Origin of the sequence: Parasphingorhabdus sp., assembly GCF_048267785.1 — a bacterium.
Lineage (GTDB): Bacteria > Pseudomonadota > Alphaproteobacteria > Sphingomonadales > Sphingomonadaceae > Parasphingorhabdus.
In genome coordinates this window covers 95,086-114,764 of sequence record NZ_JBLWWU010000003.1, presented here as the reverse complement: position 1 = coordinate 114,764, position 19,679 = coordinate 95,086, and the positions used below count along the sequence as shown (strand labels likewise).

The 19,679-nt window shown below is 58.2% G+C and carries 20 protein-coding genes; 13 read left to right on the top strand and 7 right to left on the bottom strand.

Translation table 11 applies throughout. From position 1 onward, the window contains the following. Positions 1 to 10 precede the first annotated feature (10 nt). From cobT to ACN0VD_RS03885, 6 genes are all read right to left on the bottom strand, one after another. Positions 11 to 1,834, bottom strand: a complete 1,824-nt coding sequence (gene cobT / locus ACN0VD_RS03910) for a cobaltochelatase subunit CobT (RefSeq protein WP_417591816.1) — start codon at positions 1,832 to 1,834, stop codon at positions 11 to 13. A gap of 81 nt (positions 1,835 to 1,915) precedes the next feature. Continuing rightward, on the bottom strand, positions 1,916 to 4,033 hold the full coding sequence (locus ACN0VD_RS03905; protein ID WP_417591814.1) for a transglycosylase domain-containing protein: 2,118 nt from the start codon (positions 4,031 to 4,033) through the stop codon (positions 1,916 to 1,918). A gap of 76 nt (positions 4,034 to 4,109) precedes the next feature. Beyond that, positions 4,110 to 4,508 (bottom strand): type II toxin-antitoxin system death-on-curing family toxin, encoded by a 399-nt coding sequence (locus ACN0VD_RS03900; RefSeq protein ID WP_417591812.1) that lies wholly within the window; start codon positions 4,506 to 4,508, stop codon positions 4,110 to 4,112. Further along, positions 4,505 to 4,747, bottom strand: coding sequence for an AbrB/MazE/SpoVT family DNA-binding domain-containing protein (locus ACN0VD_RS03895; RefSeq protein WP_417591810.1), 243 nt, complete (start codon positions 4,745 to 4,747; stop codon positions 4,505 to 4,507). The genes ACN0VD_RS03900 and ACN0VD_RS03895 overlap by 4 nt, the downstream gene beginning before the upstream one ends. 137 nt (positions 4,748 to 4,884) lie before the next feature. Further along, entirely contained in the window at positions 4,885 to 5,874 is a 990-nt protein-coding gene (gene cobS, locus ACN0VD_RS03890; RefSeq protein ID WP_417591973.1) for a cobaltochelatase subunit CobS, read from the bottom strand. A gap of 54 nt (positions 5,875 to 5,928) precedes the next feature. Next, a complete protein-coding gene (locus ACN0VD_RS03885; protein WP_417591808.1) occupies positions 5,929 to 6,540 on the bottom strand; it encodes a J domain-containing protein in 612 nt (203 codons plus the stop codon). 114 nt (positions 6,541 to 6,654) lie between these two features. Between ACN0VD_RS03885 and ACN0VD_RS03880 the strand changes: the two genes are divergently transcribed. Both ACN0VD_RS03880 and ACN0VD_RS03875 read left to right on the top strand, forming a co-directional pair. Continuing rightward, positions 6,655 to 6,930 carry a BolA family protein gene (locus ACN0VD_RS03880; RefSeq protein WP_417591806.1) on the top strand — a complete coding sequence of 92 codons (276 nt, stop codon included), beginning with the start codon at positions 6,655 to 6,657 and terminating at the stop codon, positions 6,928 to 6,930. 135 nt (positions 6,931 to 7,065) lie between these two features. Continuing rightward, the gene (locus ACN0VD_RS03875; protein ID WP_417591804.1) at positions 7,066 to 7,959 is read left to right on the top strand and encodes a pirin family protein; all 894 of its coding nucleotides are present in this window, start codon (positions 7,066 to 7,068) and stop codon (positions 7,957 to 7,959) included. Between the two features lie 181 nt (positions 7,960 to 8,140). Here ACN0VD_RS03875 and ACN0VD_RS03870 read toward each other — a convergent pair whose 3' ends face one another. Then, on the bottom strand, positions 8,141 to 9,196 hold the full coding sequence (locus ACN0VD_RS03870; RefSeq protein ID WP_417591802.1) for a DUF2332 domain-containing protein: 1,056 nt from the start codon (positions 9,194 to 9,196) through the stop codon (positions 8,141 to 8,143). 45 nt (positions 9,197 to 9,241) lie between these two features. Between ACN0VD_RS03870 and hisG the strand changes: the two genes are divergently transcribed. The 11 genes from hisG (at position 9,242) to ACN0VD_RS03815 (ending at position 19,659) form a co-directional block, all read left to right on the top strand. Then, positions 9,242 to 9,892 (top strand): ATP phosphoribosyltransferase, encoded by a 651-nt coding sequence (gene hisG, locus ACN0VD_RS03865; RefSeq protein ID WP_339826438.1) that lies wholly within the window; start codon positions 9,242 to 9,244, stop codon positions 9,890 to 9,892. Continuing rightward, positions 9,892 to 11,187, top strand: coding sequence for a histidinol dehydrogenase (gene hisD, locus ACN0VD_RS03860; RefSeq protein ID WP_417591800.1), 1,296 nt, complete (start codon positions 9,892 to 9,894; stop codon positions 11,185 to 11,187). Before hisG ends, hisD begins: the two co-directional genes overlap by 1 nt. A gap of 22 nt (positions 11,188 to 11,209) precedes the next feature. Beyond that, positions 11,210 to 11,734, top strand: coding sequence for a DUF1993 domain-containing protein (locus tag ACN0VD_RS03855; RefSeq protein WP_417591798.1), 525 nt, complete (start codon positions 11,210 to 11,212; stop codon positions 11,732 to 11,734). Continuing rightward, a complete protein-coding gene (gene nusB, locus ACN0VD_RS03850) occupies positions 11,731 to 12,177 on the top strand; it encodes a transcription antitermination factor NusB (RefSeq protein ID WP_417591796.1) in 447 nt (148 codons plus the stop codon). The genes ACN0VD_RS03855 and nusB overlap by 4 nt, the downstream gene beginning before the upstream one ends. A gap of 30 nt (positions 12,178 to 12,207) precedes the next feature. Beyond that, positions 12,208 to 13,131, top strand: a complete 924-nt coding sequence (locus ACN0VD_RS03845) for an alpha/beta hydrolase fold domain-containing protein (protein WP_417591794.1) — start codon at positions 12,208 to 12,210, stop codon at positions 13,129 to 13,131. Then, positions 13,128 to 14,063, top strand: coding sequence for a thiamine-phosphate kinase (gene thiL, locus ACN0VD_RS03840; RefSeq protein WP_417591793.1), 936 nt, complete (start codon positions 13,128 to 13,130; stop codon positions 14,061 to 14,063). The genes ACN0VD_RS03845 and thiL overlap by 4 nt, the downstream gene beginning before the upstream one ends. Before the next feature lie 157 nt (positions 14,064 to 14,220). Next, positions 14,221 to 16,347 (top strand): sodium-translocating pyrophosphatase, encoded by a 2,127-nt coding sequence (locus ACN0VD_RS03835; RefSeq protein ID WP_417591792.1) that lies wholly within the window; start codon positions 14,221 to 14,223, stop codon positions 16,345 to 16,347. Between the two features lie 184 nt (positions 16,348 to 16,531). Then, on the top strand, positions 16,532 to 17,725 hold the full coding sequence (locus ACN0VD_RS03830; RefSeq protein ID WP_417591791.1) for a GNAT family N-acetyltransferase: 1,194 nt from the start codon (positions 16,532 to 16,534) through the stop codon (positions 17,723 to 17,725). Continuing rightward, the gene (locus ACN0VD_RS03825) at positions 17,722 to 18,591 is read left to right on the top strand and encodes a transcriptional regulator (RefSeq protein WP_417591789.1); all 870 of its coding nucleotides are present in this window, start codon (positions 17,722 to 17,724) and stop codon (positions 18,589 to 18,591) included. The genes ACN0VD_RS03830 and ACN0VD_RS03825 overlap by 4 nt, the downstream gene beginning before the upstream one ends. Before the next feature lie 262 nt (positions 18,592 to 18,853). Further along, positions 18,854 to 19,354, top strand: coding sequence for a hypothetical protein (locus tag ACN0VD_RS03820; protein ID WP_417591787.1), 501 nt, complete (start codon positions 18,854 to 18,856; stop codon positions 19,352 to 19,354). Next, a complete protein-coding gene (locus tag ACN0VD_RS03815; RefSeq protein ID WP_417591785.1) occupies positions 19,351 to 19,659 on the top strand; it encodes a putative quinol monooxygenase in 309 nt (102 codons plus the stop codon). The genes ACN0VD_RS03820 and ACN0VD_RS03815 overlap by 4 nt, the downstream gene beginning before the upstream one ends. Positions 19,660 to 19,679 lie beyond the last annotated feature (20 nt).

The window sequence follows — 19,679 nt, the reverse complement described above, 5'->3', positions numbered from 1 at the left end:
AAATGAGTCATCAATCCTCATCAAACAGGCCAGCGAGTTGCTCGACCATGGTTCCGCCCAGTTGCTCGGCATCCATGATGGTGACGGCTTTCTTGTAATAGCGGGTCACGTCATGGCCGATACCGATGGCGACCAGTTGCACCGGTGAGCGGCTTTCGATCCATTCGATTACTTTGCGGAGATGATTTTCCAGATAGGCGCCATGGTTGACCGACAGGGTGCTGTCGTCGACCGGCGCACCATCGGAGATCACCATCAATATGCGGCGTTCCTCGGGGCGGGCGATTAGCCGGCTGTGCGCCCAGAGCAGGGCCTCGCCATCGATATTTTCCTTGAGCAGGCCTTCGCGCATCATCAGGCCGAGATTCTTGCGGGCGTGACGCCAGGGTTCGTCGGCTTTTTTGTAGACGATATGGCGCAGGTCGTTGAGCCGTCCGGGATTGGCCGGGCGATCCGCCGCGAGCCAGTCTTCCCGGGTCTGTCCGCCTTTCCAGGCGCGGGTGGTAAAGCCGAGAATCTCGGTCTTCACCCCGCAGCGTTCCAGCGTGCGGGCCATGATGTCGGCGGAAATGGCCGCGATTGATATCGGCCGTCCGCGCATCGAACCGCTATTGTCGATCAGCAGGGTCACGACCGTGTCGCGGAAATCGGTCTCGCGCTCGATCTTGTAGGACAGGCTGTGCGAAGGATTGCTGACCACGCGGGCGAGCCGGGCGGCATCCAGCATGCCTTCTTCCTGATCGAAATCCCAACTGCGGTTCTGCTGCGCCATCAGGCGGCGTTGCAAGCGGTTGGCAAGCTTGGTCACCGCGCCCTGTAAATTGGTCAGCTGCTGGTCGAGGAAAGCGCGCAGGCGCGTCAGTTCCTCTTCGTCGCAAAGTTCGGTGGCGCTGACGACCTCGTCATATTTTTCGGTCCACGGCGCATAGTTGAAACCGGGGGGAAGGTCGGACATCGCCCGGTTGGGACGCACCGGCATCATGCCATCATCGCCGGCGTCTCCCATTTCCTCTTCCGCGCCTTCTTCCAGTTCCTCGGCATTCTGGTCGCTTTCGCCATCCTGACTGTCATCGTCCGACGGTTCGGAGCGCATTTCGGATTCGCCCTGATCGCCGGTCGCTTCCTCGTCGGCGCCGTCATCCTGGCTGTCGTCGCTGTCTTCATCGCTATCGTCGTCTTCACTGTCCTCTGCCTCGGACTGATCATCGCTTTTGATCAGATCGAGATGCTGCAACAACTGGGTCGACAATTTGGCAAAACTATTCTGGTCGTCGAGCGTCAGGTTGAGACCGTCGAGATCCGCGCCGGCGCCTTCCTCAATCCACTCGCGCAGCATGTCGAGGCCCTTGACCGTTCCTTTCGGCGGAGCCTGTCCGGTCAATTTCTCACGTGCCAGCAGGGCAAGGGCGGTTGAAATGGGAACTTCATCGCGATTCTGTGCCCGCGCAATCGGATCGGATCGCATCCGCATTTCCAGCGCCGCATTCAGATTCTCTTTGGCACCCGCCATGCTGCGGGATCCCAGTGCATCCGTCCGCACCTGTTCAAGTGCATCGAAACAGGCGCGGGCAATCGCTTCCTGAGGCGCGTTCTTGCGATGCATGGCTTCGTCGTGATGGCGCAATTTCAGCGAAAAACTATCGGCAAACCCACGCGCTTCGGCAACTTGGGCCGGTGGCAGATCGCGAGCCGGCATCGGCACCTTGAGATGTTCACCGGACTGTGACGGGGATTCCGCTGTATAGGCCAGTTCGATGTCCGGCTTCTGGGCAATCGCACGCGCCGTGCCGCCGAGCACGTCTTTCAGGTCATCAAGTTTGGAACGATCAGCCATAGAAGCGAACAGCTTTAAGCGCAAAGAAGAGGGGAATCAAAGGGCTAATTTGCCGCTTTTTTGTTAGGCGGGTCAAAGCGGTCAGCGTTCCTGTCCCGGCGGGTTTTCTTGCGGCCGGCTTTCAACCGCCACGGCATCCTGATCGATCCTGACATCAATCGGCACGCCGCCAATGTCCGTTCCCACCCGGATGCCGCTATCGCCGTTTATCCGGACCTCTGTATCACCGATATCTACCGGGATTTCGGGGGCTTCGGGAAGGTCGAGAGGTATGACCGGACCTTCCGGATCGGGTTTCTTGCCGGGCTTGGCGGCACCAGCGGGCTTTCGGGATTGGAGGGCCTGTTGCATGAAGTCCTTCCAGATAAGCGCGGGCAGGCTGCCGCCGCTTACGCCCTTTAGCGGGCTATTGTCATCATTGCCGATCCACACGCCAACCACCAGCCGGTCATCGCCCTCTCCGGCATAACCGACAAACAGGGCATCGCGATTATTCTGGCTGGTACCGGTCTTGCCGTAATTGGGGATCGTCAATATAGCCCGCCGTCCGGTGCCATCGTTGACAGCAGATCTCAGCAGCACTTCCATATTGGCGTGGGTTTTGGAGTTATAACGTCCCGGCCAGTCGAACAGCCATTCGAACCATGTTTGCTTTTCCTTCTTGAAGGCATAAGGTTCGACCGGCCAGCTATTCCCGGCAACGCCGGCATAAGCAGCGGTCAGCTCCAGCAGGGTCATTGTCGATGTGCCGAGCGCCAGGCTGGGGTCATCCTCTGCCAGCCGCGACTTGACCCCCAGATTGCGCGCTTCGCGGATGACGGCCTTGTCACCGACCTGACCAAAGAGACGGACTGCGGCCACATTGCTCGACTTCGCGAAGGCTTCTTTCAGGCTGATTGAACCGCGATATTTTTCTCCGGCATTTTTGGGGAGATAGCCGCCCTTGGTAATCGGACTGTCGTCGACCATATCGTCCGGACTCATGCCTGAACGCAGCGCGGCAAGCCAGACGAACAGCTTGAATGTCGAGCCTGGTTGTCGCTTGGCCTGGGTTGCACGGTTGAAAGCGGATTTCGCATAGTCCCTTCCGCCAATCATCGCCACGACTTCTCCGTTCGGCCGCATCGCGACCAGAGCGACCTGGGCCTGACCAAGTGGCGCACGGGCTACGGCGCGGCGGGCGATTTCCTGCATATGGGCATCGAGCGTGGTGGTCAGGTTTAGGCTTTCGTAGCTGAAGTCGGTCATTTCCCGCGCTTGCGGCATGGCCCAATCGGCAAAATAGGTGCCGGTGGGCAGGGCATTTTTCGCGCGGACATCCAGTCGAGCGATGCCGAGGCTGTCGGCCTCTTTCTGGCTGAGATAGCCGGCGCTGACCATTGCGGCTTTGACAATCGCGGCCCGTTTCGCAGCCAGTTCCGGATTGCGGGTGGGTGCCAGACGAGACGGGGCCTGCACCAGACCTGCCAGCATGATTGCCTGTTCCAGCTTCAGATTTTCCGGCTGACGATAATAATAATGGAGCGACGCAGCGCGCAGCCCGTAAACATTATCGCCAAAATAGACGTTGGAGAGATAGCGTTCGAGTATCTCGTCCTTGGTCAGCCATGCCTCAAGCCAGAAGGCGATCAGCATTTCCCGCGCCTTGCGCGTCAGGCTGCGTTCCGGGGTCAGAAATGTGGTTTTGGCCAATTGCTGCGTGATCGTGCTGCCGCCCTGGGTCATGCCGTTGCCGGATATGTTGCTGAACAGCGCCCGCGCCAGACCCCGCGGATCAACGCCCCAGTGCGAATAGAAGCGCCGGTCCTCAATCGCCATGAAGGCCTGTTTCACATGATCCGGCAAGGCGGCGATCTTCACCGGTTCGTCAACGACCGCACCGTTGCGCGCGAACGGCTGTCCATCAGACGTCAGCAAGGTGATTTGCGGCGGGACAATCGGTTGCAGGGATTTTGACAAGGGCGCAGTGATGGCAAGATAGGCGACCAGCAGGATGAACAGGAACAGTGCCGCTGCCAAACCGCGACTGACCCACCACCATTTGCCACGCGGCTTTTTGAGCGGCGCGACCGGTTCCTCGATGCGCGGCGGTATGGCATCGCCATAGGGTTCGTAAAATGTGGTTTCGGCGGCTTTTGCCCGGCCAAAGGGCGAGTACCAGCGCCGTCGCCTAGGTTCAGAAGAGGTTCTATCGTGCATCAATTTGCTGTATTACAAAAATAATACGCCATAAGCGAGCGGAAATAGTCGAACAGCAATTGCCCGCCCATGAACATCAATCTTTGGTAATATGTTCGCGGAACCATGATGCGAGTTCTTCTTCTGGGAGTTCTCCGGCGGCGAGGGTTTGGACTGTTGCAATTGCCTCCTCCCGGTCAAAAACTAGCTGGAGATCGTTCAGCACCATAAAAGTTCGCGCCAGGACCCAGGCCGTACGCTTGTTGCCATCGGTTAATGGGTGGTTGCGGGCAACGCCAAAAGCGTAGGCCGCCGCCAAGGCGCACAAATCATTTTCGCCGTAACCCCATTTGTTGACCGGTTTTGCGAGAGCGGACTCGAGCAAGCCTTGATCACGGACACCCGATGGGCCGCCATGTTCGGCAAGCTGTCGATCGTGAATGGCAAGGGCAATGTCGGCACCGAGCCAGATCGGCTCAATCCGGTCGCCGGTCATTTTGCCAAGACACGAAGGATGTCGCGATCTTCGCGCATCACACTTTCGGCGGCAGCCATTTTCTTCTGGAAATCGGGGTTGATCGCGGTCAGCCTGACACCGTCAGGTGAGTCGCTCAAAAAGACGGTATCACCCTGAGAAACGCGCAGCTTCTCGAGCAAATCCTTGGGCAGGATTACGCCGGTGGAGTTGCCGATTTTGACCAGTTTGAGCGCATGGCCAGCGGGAAGTGGGGTCATCTTGTTCATACGGGTGTTATAACAAAAGCACGAAGTGAACGCAATCGGCATCAAATAGCCGGTAGCTTAGCAGCACCGGGTGAGTTAGTTCTCAGCCAATATAGTTAGGACGCGATCAAGAATGCCTGACCGTAAGCCTAGCCGCCCATCACGCTTTCCGGCAGATCTTCACCAAAGACGCGTTGATAATATTCCGCCACGAGCATCCGTTCCGCTTCGTCGCACTTGTTAAGGAAGCTAAGGCGGAAGGCGAAACCGATATCCTTGAATATCGCGGCATTTTGCGCCCAGCTGATCACCGTCCTCGGGCTCATCACGGTCGAGATATCGCCGTTGATGAAACCCTGCCGTGTCAGGTCTGCGACCTGGATCATCTTTTCTACCGTCTCGTCACCAGCATTCGGGACTTTTGACAGGATCACCTTGGATTCGGTTTCGGCCGGCAGATAGTTCAGTGTCACCACGATATTCCAGCGGTCCATCTGGCCCTGGTTGATCTGTTGCGTGCCGTGGTAAAGCCCGCTGGTGTCGCCAAGACCAACCGTATTGGCGGTGGCGAATAGCCGGAAATAGGGGTTCGGGCGGATCACTCTGTTCTGGTCGAGCAGGGTCAGCTTGCCTTCGGCTTCCAATATGCGCTGGATTACGAACATCACGTCGGGACGTCCGGCGTCATATTCGTCGAACACCAGTGCGGTTGGTGTCTGCAGCGCCCAAGGGAGCAAGCCTTCGCGGAATTCGGTAACCTGCTGGCCGTCTTTCAAGACAATTGCGTCGCGACCGACCAGATCGATCCGGCTGATATGCGCGTCGAGGTTGATCCGGATACAGGGCCAGTTGAGTCGCGCTGCAACCTGTTCGATATGGGTCGATTTTCCGGTACCGTGATAGCCTTGCACCATGACGCGGCGATTGAAGGCAAAGCCGGCGAGGATCGCGATCGTGGTTTCCGGATCGAAAACATAGGAAGGATCAAGGTCGGGCACCCGTTCGTCCTTCAGGCTGAACGCAGGGACCTGCATATCCACATCCACGCCGAAAACTTCGCGCGCATCGACGGTAATGTCGGGTGCGTCCAATATGGTTTCGTCGCTGGCGTCCGGGGTGATATCGGGTATTTCGGTCATCATAGTCCTTCGAAAAATCTTTGCCGCCCTAGAAAAAGCAAAAGGGACGAGCCACTATCTAAAATCTGGTGATTCCTTAAGCTGCGTATAGGCCTCGATCACTTTTGCCAACTGTTTCTCGTGGCTGCGGTCGCCGCCATTGCGATCGGGATGATATTTGCGCACCAGCGCGGAATAGGCGCGGCGGATATCGCTGCGGCCAACGGTTTTGGCTTCTTTGTCGCCAAGCCCTAGCGTCTTTAGCGCTTTCTGATCCGCGCCGGACAACGCGCGTCCACGGTTGCTGGTTGCGGTCTTCATGCTGGCAAACCGCGCACCAATTGCATCCAGCGGATCGGTAAAATCGGCCCATGCAGGTTGGGCGCCCGCGCCGCCGTCATAGATTCGGCGGGACGAATCCCATCCCCGGACGGGATGCTGGGCCTGGAAAATCTCTTCGGAATCCATGCCGGCGAAATAGTCATAACCCTGATTAAACTCTCGGACATGGTCGAGGCAGAGCCAGCGATAATCACCGGGGCCGTCATAGCTGGCGCGCGCGCCATAGATGGACGGAGCGCGAAATTCGCCCTGTTCCTGACAGCCTTCGATCGCGCATATCTGGCCATCGGTTTCGAAGCGGCCGTGAAAGCGGTTGGGTTTTCTTTTGGGAGAAGTGTGAGTCAAATGCCGTTCGGGCTGAGCTTGTCGAAGCCAGGCTGTCCTTTGAATTGAAACGCCCTTCGACAGGCTCAGGGCGAACGGTTATAGTGGATGTCGAAACGACAATATGGAGATTCGATGCCCAAAGGTCCAGTCCACAGCGAGATTGAAAAGCGGCTGACCGCCGAACTCGCACCAATATCGCTCAATGTCATCAACGACAGCGCCAGCCATCATGGCCATGCGGGAGACGATGGTAGCGGGGAATCGCATTTCACGGTCGAAATCGAATGTGCTGAATTTGCTGGGCTGTCCCGTCTCAATCGTCAGCGGATGGTCAACAAGGCGCTGGGCGACATGATGCGCGACAAGGTTCACGCGATGGCAATCAAGGCAAGGGCGCCGGGGGAGTGATATAGACTCTGTCGCCATTGATGGATAAGATTTGGCCGCCGAAGCGACGACAAGAAGGGCGAGCATGATGTGCAATATATGTCCTCCGCACGACTGATGTTTTAATCGACAATCGCTCAGGGATTGGGATAGAATATGACCAACATTATCCAGACAATCACGCCCACGACCCATGATCTAGGAGAATTTCAGGTTCGCCGCGTTCTGCCGTCCCGGCATCGCCGGATGGTGGGGCCGTTTATCTTTGTCGATGAATTCGGTCCCGCGGTATTGCCGGAAGGGCCGGGCATGGGGGTCCGTCCGCATCCGCATATCAATCTGGCGACGGTAACCTATTTGTTCGAAGGCGCGATCGACCATCGCGACAGCCTTGGCACATTCCAGACGATCCGGCCCGGTGCGGTGAACCTGATGACGGCCGGTAGCGGGATCGTCCATTCGGAGCGGTCTCCGCTGGAGAGCCGCGATCAGAAGAAACCGATGTTCGGGATGCAGACCTGGCTGGCACTCCCCGATGGCAAGGAAGAGATCGATCCGGCGTTCGAGAATGTCGGGGATGGCGCTTTGCCGCTGGTCGATGATAGTGGCGCAAAAGCCCGGATCATCATGGGGAGCCTCTGGGGGCAGACGGCGCCGACCACCTGTCATGCCGAGACAATTTATGCAGACATATTACTGTCTGCCGGTGGCGCGATCCCGATTGATGCGGAGGCCGACGAACGGGCAGTGATGCTGGTCGACGGTGACGGTGCGCTGGACGGCGTGCCGCTGGAAAAATATCTGCTTTATGTGATTGCGCCGGGGGCGAAGGTCTCGCTCTCATCCCTGTCGGGTGGGCGGGCGATGCTGCTGGGTGGCGAGGCTTTTACCAGCGAACGGCATGTGTGGTGGAATTTTGTTTCCTCGAGCAAGGAGCGGATCAATCAGGCGAAGGCCGACTGGTTCGAAGGACGCTTTCCCAAAGTGCCGGGTGATCCGGACGAGTTTATCCCGCTGCCCGAGGGGCGGCCCAATACGATTACGGATTAGCAAATCCTCTCCCAAAGGGAGAGGCAAGTGTAGCTTGTTCGCTTGCGGACTAGCGGAACTCGGTGAGGGGTTTCGCTTTATCGGGCGAGCAAAACCCCTCACCGACTGCGCCTAAGGCAATGAATTGCCAAGGCTTGTTGCCTCTCCCTATGGGAGAGGGCAATCTGCTCATGCTCCGCTATTACTCCCCAAGCCACTCGACCCACGCGCCATGGGCATGGGCGCTGCCCAGCAAGGCCGGTTGCTCGCCCCCCGGCCAGTAGCGGATGGTCAGTTCGTGTCGGAAGGTCTTGCGGTTGGTTTCCAGCGACATCCACGCGAGCGGCTTGTCCGCGGTCGCCGCTTTACCGGCGGTTTCCATCGCGACCGTGATCCGGTCCTTTGTTGGCTGGGGCAGATATTGCCAGACGATCGAATGCATCAACACCCGGGTCACGCCGCTTTCCTGCGGCCGGGTCAGCTGCTCTTCGGTCCAGTCGGCGGCGTCGGCCTTCACCAGATCGGGCGCTTCCTGTTTAGCCAGAGTGATGGATGCTCCCATACGCTCGAAGCGGGCGGGCATTTCGGGCCAGATATAACCCTTGAGCCGGGCTGCGGTTTCGTCGTCGGTTAGATCGATCGGATTCTGATCGCAGCCGCGGACGCTGACGATATCTACCGGTGCTTGCGGGGGCGGGGGGCCGCGCCATTCCGGCTTGATCCGCATCGGCGAATCCTCCGGCCCGGCAAGGACGCCATTCAGGTCGTAATGATAGCGCTCCATCATCGTATTGACCCCGGCGCTGGCGCCGAGTTCGAGCAGTTCGAATCGGGGGCCGATACGTTCCGATAACCATAGCAGGCCGGCCATGAAACTGGCCGAGCGTCCCGACTCGTTGGTCTGGGGCGGGCTGTCGAACCAGGGCAGTAATTCTGCATCATGGTCGGCCACGACCTGTCCGACGAGAAGGTCGATCGCATCCTGATCGCTGATCCGGCCTTCGTAAATTTCGGCCAGACGCGGTTCCTTGCCGCTGAGATAGAGATGGTGAAGGCCGCCGGTTAGGCGCAGCGGCATCGCGTCTTCCAGCGGTTTTCCCGGCCAGTCGGCGATTTTCTTTCCGCAGGCCGTCGGGCCGTTGATCAGTGCCAATTGAGCGATAATGATGGATGCCGTTACCGGTGCGTCGTTGCGCAGGCAATGTTCCGCCTGACTGCGCATTCCCTGCGCGATATCTTCAACGTCCAAAATATTCATAACTCGTTGCCCTTTCATCTGCGAACCCGTAAAGCCGCGGCCAATATGGCCCAACCACTGATCTTTGCAATTCCGAAAGGGAGGATTCTCGACGATGCTTTGCCGCTCCTGGAGCAGGCGGGGATCGTGCCAGAAGATGCCTTTTTTGACAAGTCCAACCGCAGTCTGAAATTCGCGACCAATCTGCCGCATATGGCGATCATCCGGGTGCGGGCGTTTGACGTGGCGACCTTTGTTGCCCACGGCGCAGCCCAGATCGGAATCGTCGGGTCCGATGTGATCGAGGAATTCGGCTATAGCGAGCTGTACGCGCCGGTCGACCTCGGCATCGGGCGCTGCCGCCTGTCGCTGGCCCAGCCGAAGGATGATGCGGAGCAGGTCGGCAATATTTCCCATCTCCGGGTCGCCACCAAATATCCCAATCTCACCAGCCGCTATTTCGAGAGCAAGGGCATTCAGGCCGAATGTGTGAAGCTCAATGGCGCGATGGAACTGGCGCCTTCACTCGGCCTGTCGCGGCATATTGTTGATCTGGTCGAATCGGGCAGTACGCTGAAAGCCAATAATCTGGTGGAGACCGACCGGATATTGGATATCTCCGGCCGTCTGGTCGTCAACCGCGCGGCGTTCAAGATGCGCAGCGCCGAACTGACGCCGCTGGTGCAGAAATTCCGCGAACTGGCGGGGCAGGTCTGATGCCGATGCGGATGGCCATCACCGACACCGGTTTTGCCGAAGCCTTTGACGCGCTGGTCAATGCCCGGCGCGAGGCGGACGACGATGTGTCGGCCGATGTGCGGGCGATCATCCAGGATGTCCGCGATCGGGGGGATGCAGCGGTTGCGCAGCTGACCGGCAAGTTTGACCAGCATGATCTGGAGCAGACCGGCTGGCGCGTGGACAAGGCCGAGGCGGAAGCGGCATTGGAAGGTTTGGAAGCATCTTTGCGCGTGGCGCTGGAGCTGGCAGCCTTGAGAATTCGTGATTATCACGAGGGGCAACTCCCTGATAACAGGGATTATATGGATGACGCCGGTGTGCGTATCGGCGCTCGCTGGAACGGAGTAGAGCGCGCAGGCATCTATATTCCCGGTGGCCGCGCGGCCTATCCCTCTTCGGTGCTGATGAACGCCATTCCGGCCAAGGTAGCCGGTGTCGAGCGGATCATCATGGTGACCCCTGCGCCCGGCGGCTATATTAATCCGCTGGTGCTGGCGGCGGCAGAACTGGCAGGGGTTGACGAAATCTGGCGCATTGGTGGCGCTCAGGCGGTGGCAGCGCTCGCTTATGGTACGGAAAAGATCAAATCTGTCGATGTGATTACCGGTCCCGGCAACGCCTGGGTCGCCGAAGCCAAGCGGCAGGTTTTCGGTGTCGTTGGCATCGATATGGTCGCTGGCCCCTCGGAAATCGTGGTTGTCGCCGATGGCAAGAATGACCCTGACTGGATCGCGGCCGACCTGCTCAGTCAGGCGGAGCATGACCCGACCAGCCAATCGATATTGTTCACAGATGATGTGAAGTTTGCTGACCAAGTTTCTGAAAAGATAGTCAAGCAATTGGGCATATTGGCAACGTCGGCAACCGCGACAACCAGCTGGAATGACAATGGCGCGATCATCATCGTCGACCGGCTGGAGCAGGCGCTTCCTTTGGTCGACCGGCTCGCTGCCGAACATCTCGAGCTGGCGGTCGACGATCCCGACGCCTTGTTCAAGAAAATCCGGCACGCCGGTTCGGTCTTTCTCGGTCGCCACACGCCCGAGGCCGTCGGTGATTATGTCGCTGGCCCGAACCATGTATTACCGACCGGAAGGCGGGCGCGTTTCTCGTCCGGTCTTTCGGTCACCGACTTCATGAAACGCACCAGCTTCATCCATTGTGATGAACAGGCTCTTCGCAACATCGGTCCGGCCGCGGTCGCACTGGCAGAGGCAGAGGGCTTGCCAGCCCATGCCGCCAGCGTACAGAAGCGGCTCGACCGGCGCTGACAATCAACAGAAAGAAATGACCATGACGATTTCTCTATATGATGCTGTAATCCCGACCCAGCTTCAGATTATTGCAGCGGTTCGCGAGCTGGTTGACGAAGCGAAAGCCCATTGCGAGGAAAAGCGGATCCCGCCGGAAGAGATTATCGGTGCACGGTTGATCGAGGATATGCTGCCTTTTTCCTATCAGGTGAAATGCTGCCGCGAACATTCGCTGGGCGCGATTGAAGGCGTGAAGGAAGGCGTGTTTACGCCAAGTATAGCTCCGCCCCCCGAAGACTGGGCAGGCCTCTACGAATTACTCGACGAGGCCAAAACAGGGCTTGAAGCGATCAGCGAAGCCGATATGGAAGGATTTATCGGTCAGCATATGGAATTTCGCTTCAAGGAAGCAGCCATGCCTTTCACCGCCGAAAATTTCTTGCTGAGCTTTGCCCAGCCCAATTTTTATTTCCATGCCACGACAGCCTATGATGTGCTCCGCGCGCGCGGGCTGCGGATTGGCAAGCGTGATTTCCTGGGCATGCCGCGGATGAAAAGAGTATGACCGCAAAATCCACATCCCGATCCGCTGCTCGTCTGGCTGCTGTCCAGGCATTGTTCCAGCACCAGATGGAAAAGACGCCAGTGCCCAAGCTGCTCAAGGAGTTTCATGAGCACCGGTTGGGCAAAGAAATCGAGGATGATCAATATCATCCGGCCGAGCGTGACTTTTTTGATGACCTGGTTATCGGGGTGACGTCGCGACTGGAAGAAATTGACGGGTTGGTCGATTCCAAACTGGCTTCCGGCTGGACATTGGGACGCCTCGACAAGACGATGCTGCAGATTCTCCGCTGCGGGACATTTGAATTGGTCGCACAGGAAGATGTACCGGTCGCAACGGTAATTGACGAGTATCTGGACGTGGCGCATGCTTTCTTCAACAAAAAGGATGCCGGTTTTGTCAACGGGTTGCTGGATAGCATCGCGCAGCAGGTACGGGGCTGAACAAACCCCCGGCTGGCACTGGGGGAATGATTGTCCAAATATCTAGACCGGCTTGATCCTGCATTCCACGACGCCATCATGGCGGAAGGTCCCTATATCTACGACATTTTGAGGACCGATGTCCCGGGTGCCCGCGCGGCACTGGCCACGCTTTTTGCCCAAATGACGGCCGATCTGCCGAAATATGAGGGCCATAAAGATGCATATCCTATGCCGGGACTGGGAGATGATCCTGATGTTGCGGTGATCGAATATCGCGGACGCGACGTGCTCTACCCTGATTGTGCGATCATCTGGTTGCACGGCGGCGGATATTTGATGGGCAGCGCCGATGATTTTTCGGCACAGGGCTATTCCTCGCTCGCTCCGGTAATCTCGGTCGACTACCGGATGGCACCGGAAGATCGCGCACCGGCTGCGGCCCGGGACGTTTGCGCTGTGATCGAACGATTGGCGGAAAACCGCAATCCGCGCAAGATCATCCTGGCCGGTCCCAGTGCGGGGGGCGGGGTGGCGGCGAGCGCCGCCTTGATGAATCGCGACCGGGGCGGGCCGGAGATCGCGTTCCAATTGCTTCTCTATCCGATGCTCGACGATCAGCACGATACGCAATCGGGCCATATGGATCTTCCGCCTTCGACGTGGAATCGAGAAACCTCGCTGCATGCCTGGTCGCTTTATGCCGAGGAAGAAGGCGCCAGCGCCTATGCCGCAGCAGCGCGGGCGGCGGATCTGTCCGGCCTGCCGCCCGCCTATATCATGTGCGGCGACCTCGATCTGTTTCTCGATGAAAATATTGCCTATGCCAACCGCCTTCGTTCATCCGGTGTTCCGGTTGAGCTTGCTATCTACCCGGGCGCGCCGCACGGATTTAACGGATTTGCCCCCCAGGCAGCGGTCAGCAAGCGCGCCAACGCTTCCATCAGAATGGCACTGGAGCACGCCCTGTCTTGAACGAATTGCAATTTATTGACCGATTGAAGGCCATTACCACCCATCCGGCAGCGCGTGGATTGATCGACGATGCCGCCATGATGCCGTTTGGGCGGCACAAGCTGGTGATGACCCATGACATGATGGTAGAGGGGGTTCACTTCCTTCGCGACGCCGATCCCGCCGATGTGGCGTGGAAACTGGTGGCGGTAAACCTGTCCGATCTGGCGGCGAAGGGGGCCAAGCCGCTCGGCATCCTGCTCGGCTATGGCCGGACATCCGGTGACCAGTGGGATGCGGCCTTTGTCGAAGGTCTGAAGCAGGCGATTGACCGATTTGCGGTGCCTCTGCTCGGGGGCGATACGGTTGCGATGGGAGAAAATGGACCCAGAACCTTTGGCCTGACCGCGATTGGCGAAGCGAAAGGCCATATCGTGCCTTCGCGCAGCAACGCAAAGCCGGGTCACGCCGTCTATGTCACCGGCACGATTGGCGATCCCTGGGCCGGTCTGCAGATCGCATTGGGATTGCTCCGGTCCGAGGATATTGACGTCACGGCATCGCTGTTGAAAGCGCATACGCGTCCGCAGCCCCGGCTGGAAGAGGGACGACTGCTGTCCAATCTGGTCAGTAGCATGATGGATATTTCCGACGGGCTGTTGCTCGATGCATCGCGGATCGCGGCGGCCAGCGGCGTGCAGATTGAAATTGATCTGGCGGAAATCCCGTTGTCGGAACAATTTCGGGATTTGGTTGGTGATGATCGGGACGCACGGATCAAGGCGGCGACCGGTGGTGACGACTATCAGTTGCTGCTTACGGCCAGCCCCGAAACCGTGCTCGGCATTCCGCTGACCTGCGTCGGCGTATGTCGTCCGGGATCGGGAGTCAGCTTGCACAGCCACGGCGAAAGACTGGAATTGCCGGAGCATCTCGGCTTCGTGCACGCCTGATCCGGGCAAGCCGGTTTCACATAACATGTCTGAAATGGGCCGCGTGACCCCCTCAAAATCAACGCTTGCAGGTTTTTCCTCCCGCCCTATAGTTTGAGCCGACAGCTCCGCGTCTGACGGGGCGTTTAACTATAACAAATGGAGGGGATTTGAATCGATGACCGTTGTCACCATTTCAATTTTATGCGGATTTATCGCCATATTATATGGCTTTATAACCAGCCGACAGGTGCTCAATGCGCCTGCTGGCAACGAAAAAATGCAATCTATCGCGGGAGCAATTCAGGAAGGCGCGCAAGCCTATCTGAACCGGCAATATCGGGCCATCGGGCTCGTCGGAATCGTCGTCGCGGTTCTGGTCTTTCTCTTTCTCGGACCAATCTCGACTGTAGGATTCCTGCTCGGCGCAGTGCTGTCGGGGGTCGCGGGTTATATAGGCATGAACATTTCGGTTCGCGCGAATGTTCGCACGGCACAGGGGGCAAGCGAAAGCCTGCAAACCGGGCTGACCGTGGCGTTTCGCGCCGGTGCGGTGACGGGTATGCTGGTGGCAGGACTTGCACTGCTGGCGATTTCGATCTTCTTCTATGTGCTGACCACCCAGATGGGCATGGCTGCCAATGACCGCACGGTTATTGACGCCTTGGTTGCTCTGGCCTTTGGTGCATCGCTGATTTCGATCTTCGCACGTCTTGGCGGCGGTATCTTTACCAAGGCCGCTGACGTTGGTGCGGATCTGGTCGGCAAGGTGGAAGCGGGTATCCCCGAGGATGATCCTCGCAACCCTGCAACGATCGCGGATAACGTCGGCGACAATGTTGGCGATTGCGCTGGTATGGCGGCTGACTTGTTCGAAACCTATGTTGTGACGGTTGGTGCAACGATGGTGCTGCTGGCACTGCTCTTTGGTGACCTCGTCGGCAGCGCAATGCTCTATGACCTGATGTCTTTGCCTCTGATCGTCGGTGGTGTCTGCATCCTGACCTCGATCATCGGCACCTATATGGTGCGTCTGGGCAAGGGCACGAACATCATGGGCGCGCTGTACAAGGGCTTCCTGACCACTGCGGTGCTTTCGATCCCGGCCATCTATTATGTCACCATGCGTACGCTGGGTGACATGGATACGGCAATCGGAACCGAGCTTGATGGCTCTGGCGGATTTACCGGGATGGCCCTGTTCTGGTCGATGATGGTTGGTCTGGCTGTAACCGGCCTGATCATCTGGATCACCGAATATTATACCGGTACGGAATATCGTCCGGTGCGGTCGATCGCCAAATCGTCAGAAACCGGCCACGGCACCAACGTGATCCAGGGACTGGCGATTTCGATGGAAGCAACGGCCCTGCCGACGCTGGTCATCGTGGTCGGCATCGTGGTCGCTTATCAGCTCGCCGGTTTGATCGGCATTGCCTTTGCTGCAACCTCGATGCTCGCACTGGCTGGCATGGTTGTGGCGCTGGACGCTTATGGTCCGGTAACCGATAACGCAGGCGGCATTGCCGAAATGTCGGGCCTCGATGAAAGCGTGCGGGAAAAAACCGATGCGCTGGATGCTGTTGGTAACACCACAAAGGCTGTCACCAAGGGCTATGCCATCGGGTCTGCCGGCCTGGCAGCGTTGGTGTTGTTCTCGGCTTATACCGCTGATCTGAAGGAGTTCTTCCCGAACCTTGAAGTCAGCTTCAGCCTGGAAAATCCCTATGTGATTGTCGGTCTGTTGCTCGGCGCGCTCTTGCCCTATCTCTTCGGAGCCATGGGCATGACCGCTGTCGGACGCGCTGCGGGTGACGTTGTGAAAGACGTTCGCGCACAGTTCGCCGCTGACAAGGGCATCATGGATGGAACGTCGCGTCCCAACTATGCACGGACGGTCGATCTCGTGACCAAGGCTGCGATCAAGGAAATGATCCTGCCATCGCTGCTGCCGGTCCTTGCACCAATCGTGGTCTATTTCGTGATCACAGCGGTTGCCGGTCAGGCCAATGGCTTCGCGGCTCTTGGTGCCTTGTTGCTTGGCGTGATTGTCTCCGGTCTGTTCGTTGCGCTGTCGATGACGGCAGGCGGCGGTGCCTGGGACAATGCCAAGAAATATATCGAGGATGGCAATCACGGCGGCAAGGGCTCGGACGCCCACCATGCTGCGGTGACCGGCGATACCGTGGGTGATCCTTACAAGGATACCGCGGGTCCGGCCGTCAACCCGATGATCAAGATCACAAATATTGTCGCATTGCTGCTGCTCGCAGCGCTTTATGCGGCGCAGGGCGGCATCCACTAACCGGCCGCACCATCTGATCTGACACCAGACCCTGCCGGGAGCGTTTCCGGCAGGGTTTTTCTTGTCCTGAATCCGCCACCAAAGGGCGTTAATCACATATTACCCCTTTTTCCTTAAGCTGGCCGCTGCACAAGAATGGAATGTGGGTAGATAGATTCCAATGGATTTGAGTGGGTTACAAAAATTGACGGGCACGGATGTGCGAGAGAACCAGCTTGGCGACCGTCTCCCTCCCTCCGAACCACGGGCGGTTTTCCAATCATTGGCCGCGATCGACGTCAATCTGGTCGAAGCATGGAGCGCACTGGCCATGCAGGCGAGCGAGCCGAATATCTTCTACGAGCACTGGTTTCTGAATCCGGGTCTGATCCAGTTTGACCATCATCCCGATTTAAGCCTGTTTCTTTTGTGGGCAGGGGAAGCGGGGCGCTCGCAACTGCTTGGTCTGCTCCCCGTGGGTCCCGAAAACAGGTTCGGACGCTGGCCGGTTCCGCACGTACAGAATTGGGTGCATCACAATTGTTTTCTCGGCACACCCCTTGTCCGGCAGGGATTTGAATCGGAATTCTGGAACCATTTGCTGACCGCGCTCGACAATGGCGACTGGCCGGGTTTTTTGCATATCAACGGCATGACCATCGGCGGCCCACTGGATCAGGCTCTGCGGAAGGTTTGCAGTGACCAGAAGCGTCGCTGCGATCTTGTCCATAGCGAAGCCCGGGCGCTGTTACAAAGTGATCTTGATCCTGAGGCTTATTATCAGGCGACCGTCCGGGGGAAAAAACGCAAGGAATTGCGGCGGCAGGCCAAGCGACTGGATGAACTCGGTGATGTTACCTTTTGTCATCGCACCGATGACATCGGTCTCGAAACATGGATTGATGAATTTCTCGATCTGGAAAGCCGCGGCTGGAAAGGGTTCAGCGGCTCTTCACTGGACTCGTCCGGGCAGACGCGCGCATTTTTTCGCGATGCACTGACCGGTGCTGCGCGGGCAGGGCAACTGGAGCGCCATGATATTCGCCTCGAAGAAGATCCGCTGGTGATGCTGGTGAATTTCCATAGCGGCCGCGGCAGCTTTTCCTTCAAAACCGCCTTTGATGAAGCCTTCGCCCGCTTCTCGCCGGGTGTCCTGCTGCAGCTGGAAAATCTCAAGATCCTCGAAAACCCGGCCATCGACTGGATGGACAGCTGTGCCGCGCAAGACCATCCGATGATCGACAGTCTGTGGTCTGGCCGCCGCCATATCGGACGGTTCTCGATCGAATTGAAGGGTGTCTCCCGCGGTGCCATTTTCCGCGGCTTGCGGCTCGGTGAAGACCTGATGGGGAAGATCAGGGGGCGTATGATTTTTGATCCGACAGAGGTGCAGCAATGAACCAGATTAGTGGCCAGGACATGTTCCAGCAGCAGATTTTCGGCGCGCAAAGTCGTCGGCAATTTGATGCCTGTTATCCTGAACGGGCCCGCGTGCTGGATCATGGGATGTCGTCGCACCAGCTGCTGACCCTCGATGCGCTGGCCCGGCTTGGCACGGCATTGCCGGAAACCAGTGTGGAATATAATCCCGGTGACTTGCCCGTAGGCATCCGCCCGGAAGATGTGCCGGACAATGGCATGACCATCGGCGACACGATCCGGAAGATCGACCAGTCGGCGAGCTGGGCGGTGCTCAAGAATATCGAGCAGATGCCGGAATATGAAGCGTTGCTGTTCTCTCTGCTCGCGGAAATCCGGCCGATACTGGAGGCCAAGACCGGCCAGATGCTGAAACCGCAGGGATTCATCTTCGTCTCTTCGCCCGGCGCGGTGACGCCTTATCATTTCGATCCGGAGCATAATATCCTGCTGCAGTTGCGCGGTGAAAAGTGGATGACCACGTTTCCCGCCGGTGACGCTCGCTTTGCTGCCGACGAAATCCACGAAGGCTATCATCTCGGCGGCCACCGCAATCTGGTCTGGCAGGATGATTTCGAAGCTGAAGGCACGCGCCATCATCTGACCCCCGGCAAGGCTATCTTCGTGCCCGTCATGGCGCCGCATTTTGTCAAGGTCGGGCCGGAACCGAGCATCTCTTTGTCGATCACCTGGCGTTCGGACTGGAGCTTCGAAGAGGCGGATGCGCGTGCGTTCAACGGCTGGCTGCGCAAGCGGGGTATCCTCCCCAGAGCACCGGGCCGTTTTCCCGCGCGGAACAGAGCCAAGGCGCTGGCCTGGCGGGTGTTGCGGAAAATGGCTGGTTAGCGGTGGAATAGGGGCTTTATAAGACCCCATATATCTGAAATCATGGCATGAGTGTAAGTTTGCACTGTGTTCGAGAATCTCTGGCCATTGCCGGTGCCGCGTTGAAGGAAATCGGGGATTCAGGGGAAAGCGGCTCGCTCAAATCACGATATGAGTGCACATTTGCACTCCGTCCCAACATTCCAGTCCTTTCTCGCGGTGGCTTCCCGCTTGACATTCCTCCCGTGGCCGTCACTCTCCCGAGAAAAAACAGGGAGAGAGTATGGCTACACTTATTGCCGCAGCGCCCGTCACCATGGATGCCTTTATCGAAAAACAGGCGCGAATGGATGCGGTGGTGAATATCGTGCTGGCGGGCGGGATCAATTATTGGCTGACCCGTGATCTGCCCTTTGTCCCCGCAACGCTGCCCTTTGGCGATTCCGCGCCCAATCTCGGCGGCACGTTGGTCGGGATCGCGGTGCTGATGAGCCTGTTGCTGACGCTGATTGTCTACGGTATCACGATTTCGCAGCGCAAGGCGGGCAAGATCGCGCCCGACCTTCCTGCCGGCACCCGCGTCGGCTTTGCGCCATTCCTGCTTGCGCTGAAACATCTGGCGATGACGCTGATTCCCGCCGTTCTGATCGGCATGGCGTTGCAGGGCGCTATGCCGGATCTGCGCTTCTCGCCGCCGGTCTTTACCGTGATGGTCACCATTATTGCTGCGGTTCTGGCTTATTATATGTCGAAAAGCACGACGCGGGCGACGCTGAGATTATGATTATTCTTTCAGCATCTTTCACCGTCCCGACCGACCAGCGTGAGGAGATCGTCGCCCTGTGTAGCGAGCATAGCGCCCGTTCCCGCGCCGAGCCGGGATGTATCTCCCACCATATCCACGCCGATTGCGAAGACCCGGCGCGATTGTTCTTCCATGAAATATGGCAGGACGAGGCCGCTGTCGCCGCGCATTTTGCGGTTCCGGCATCGGGTGCTTTCGTCAAGCGGCTGACTGCGCTGCTCGGGGAGCGTCCGGAGATAGAGATATATCGGGCGGAAGCGGTGTCGATTACGGAACTGGGTTAGGTATAATCCGTTCGCGCTGA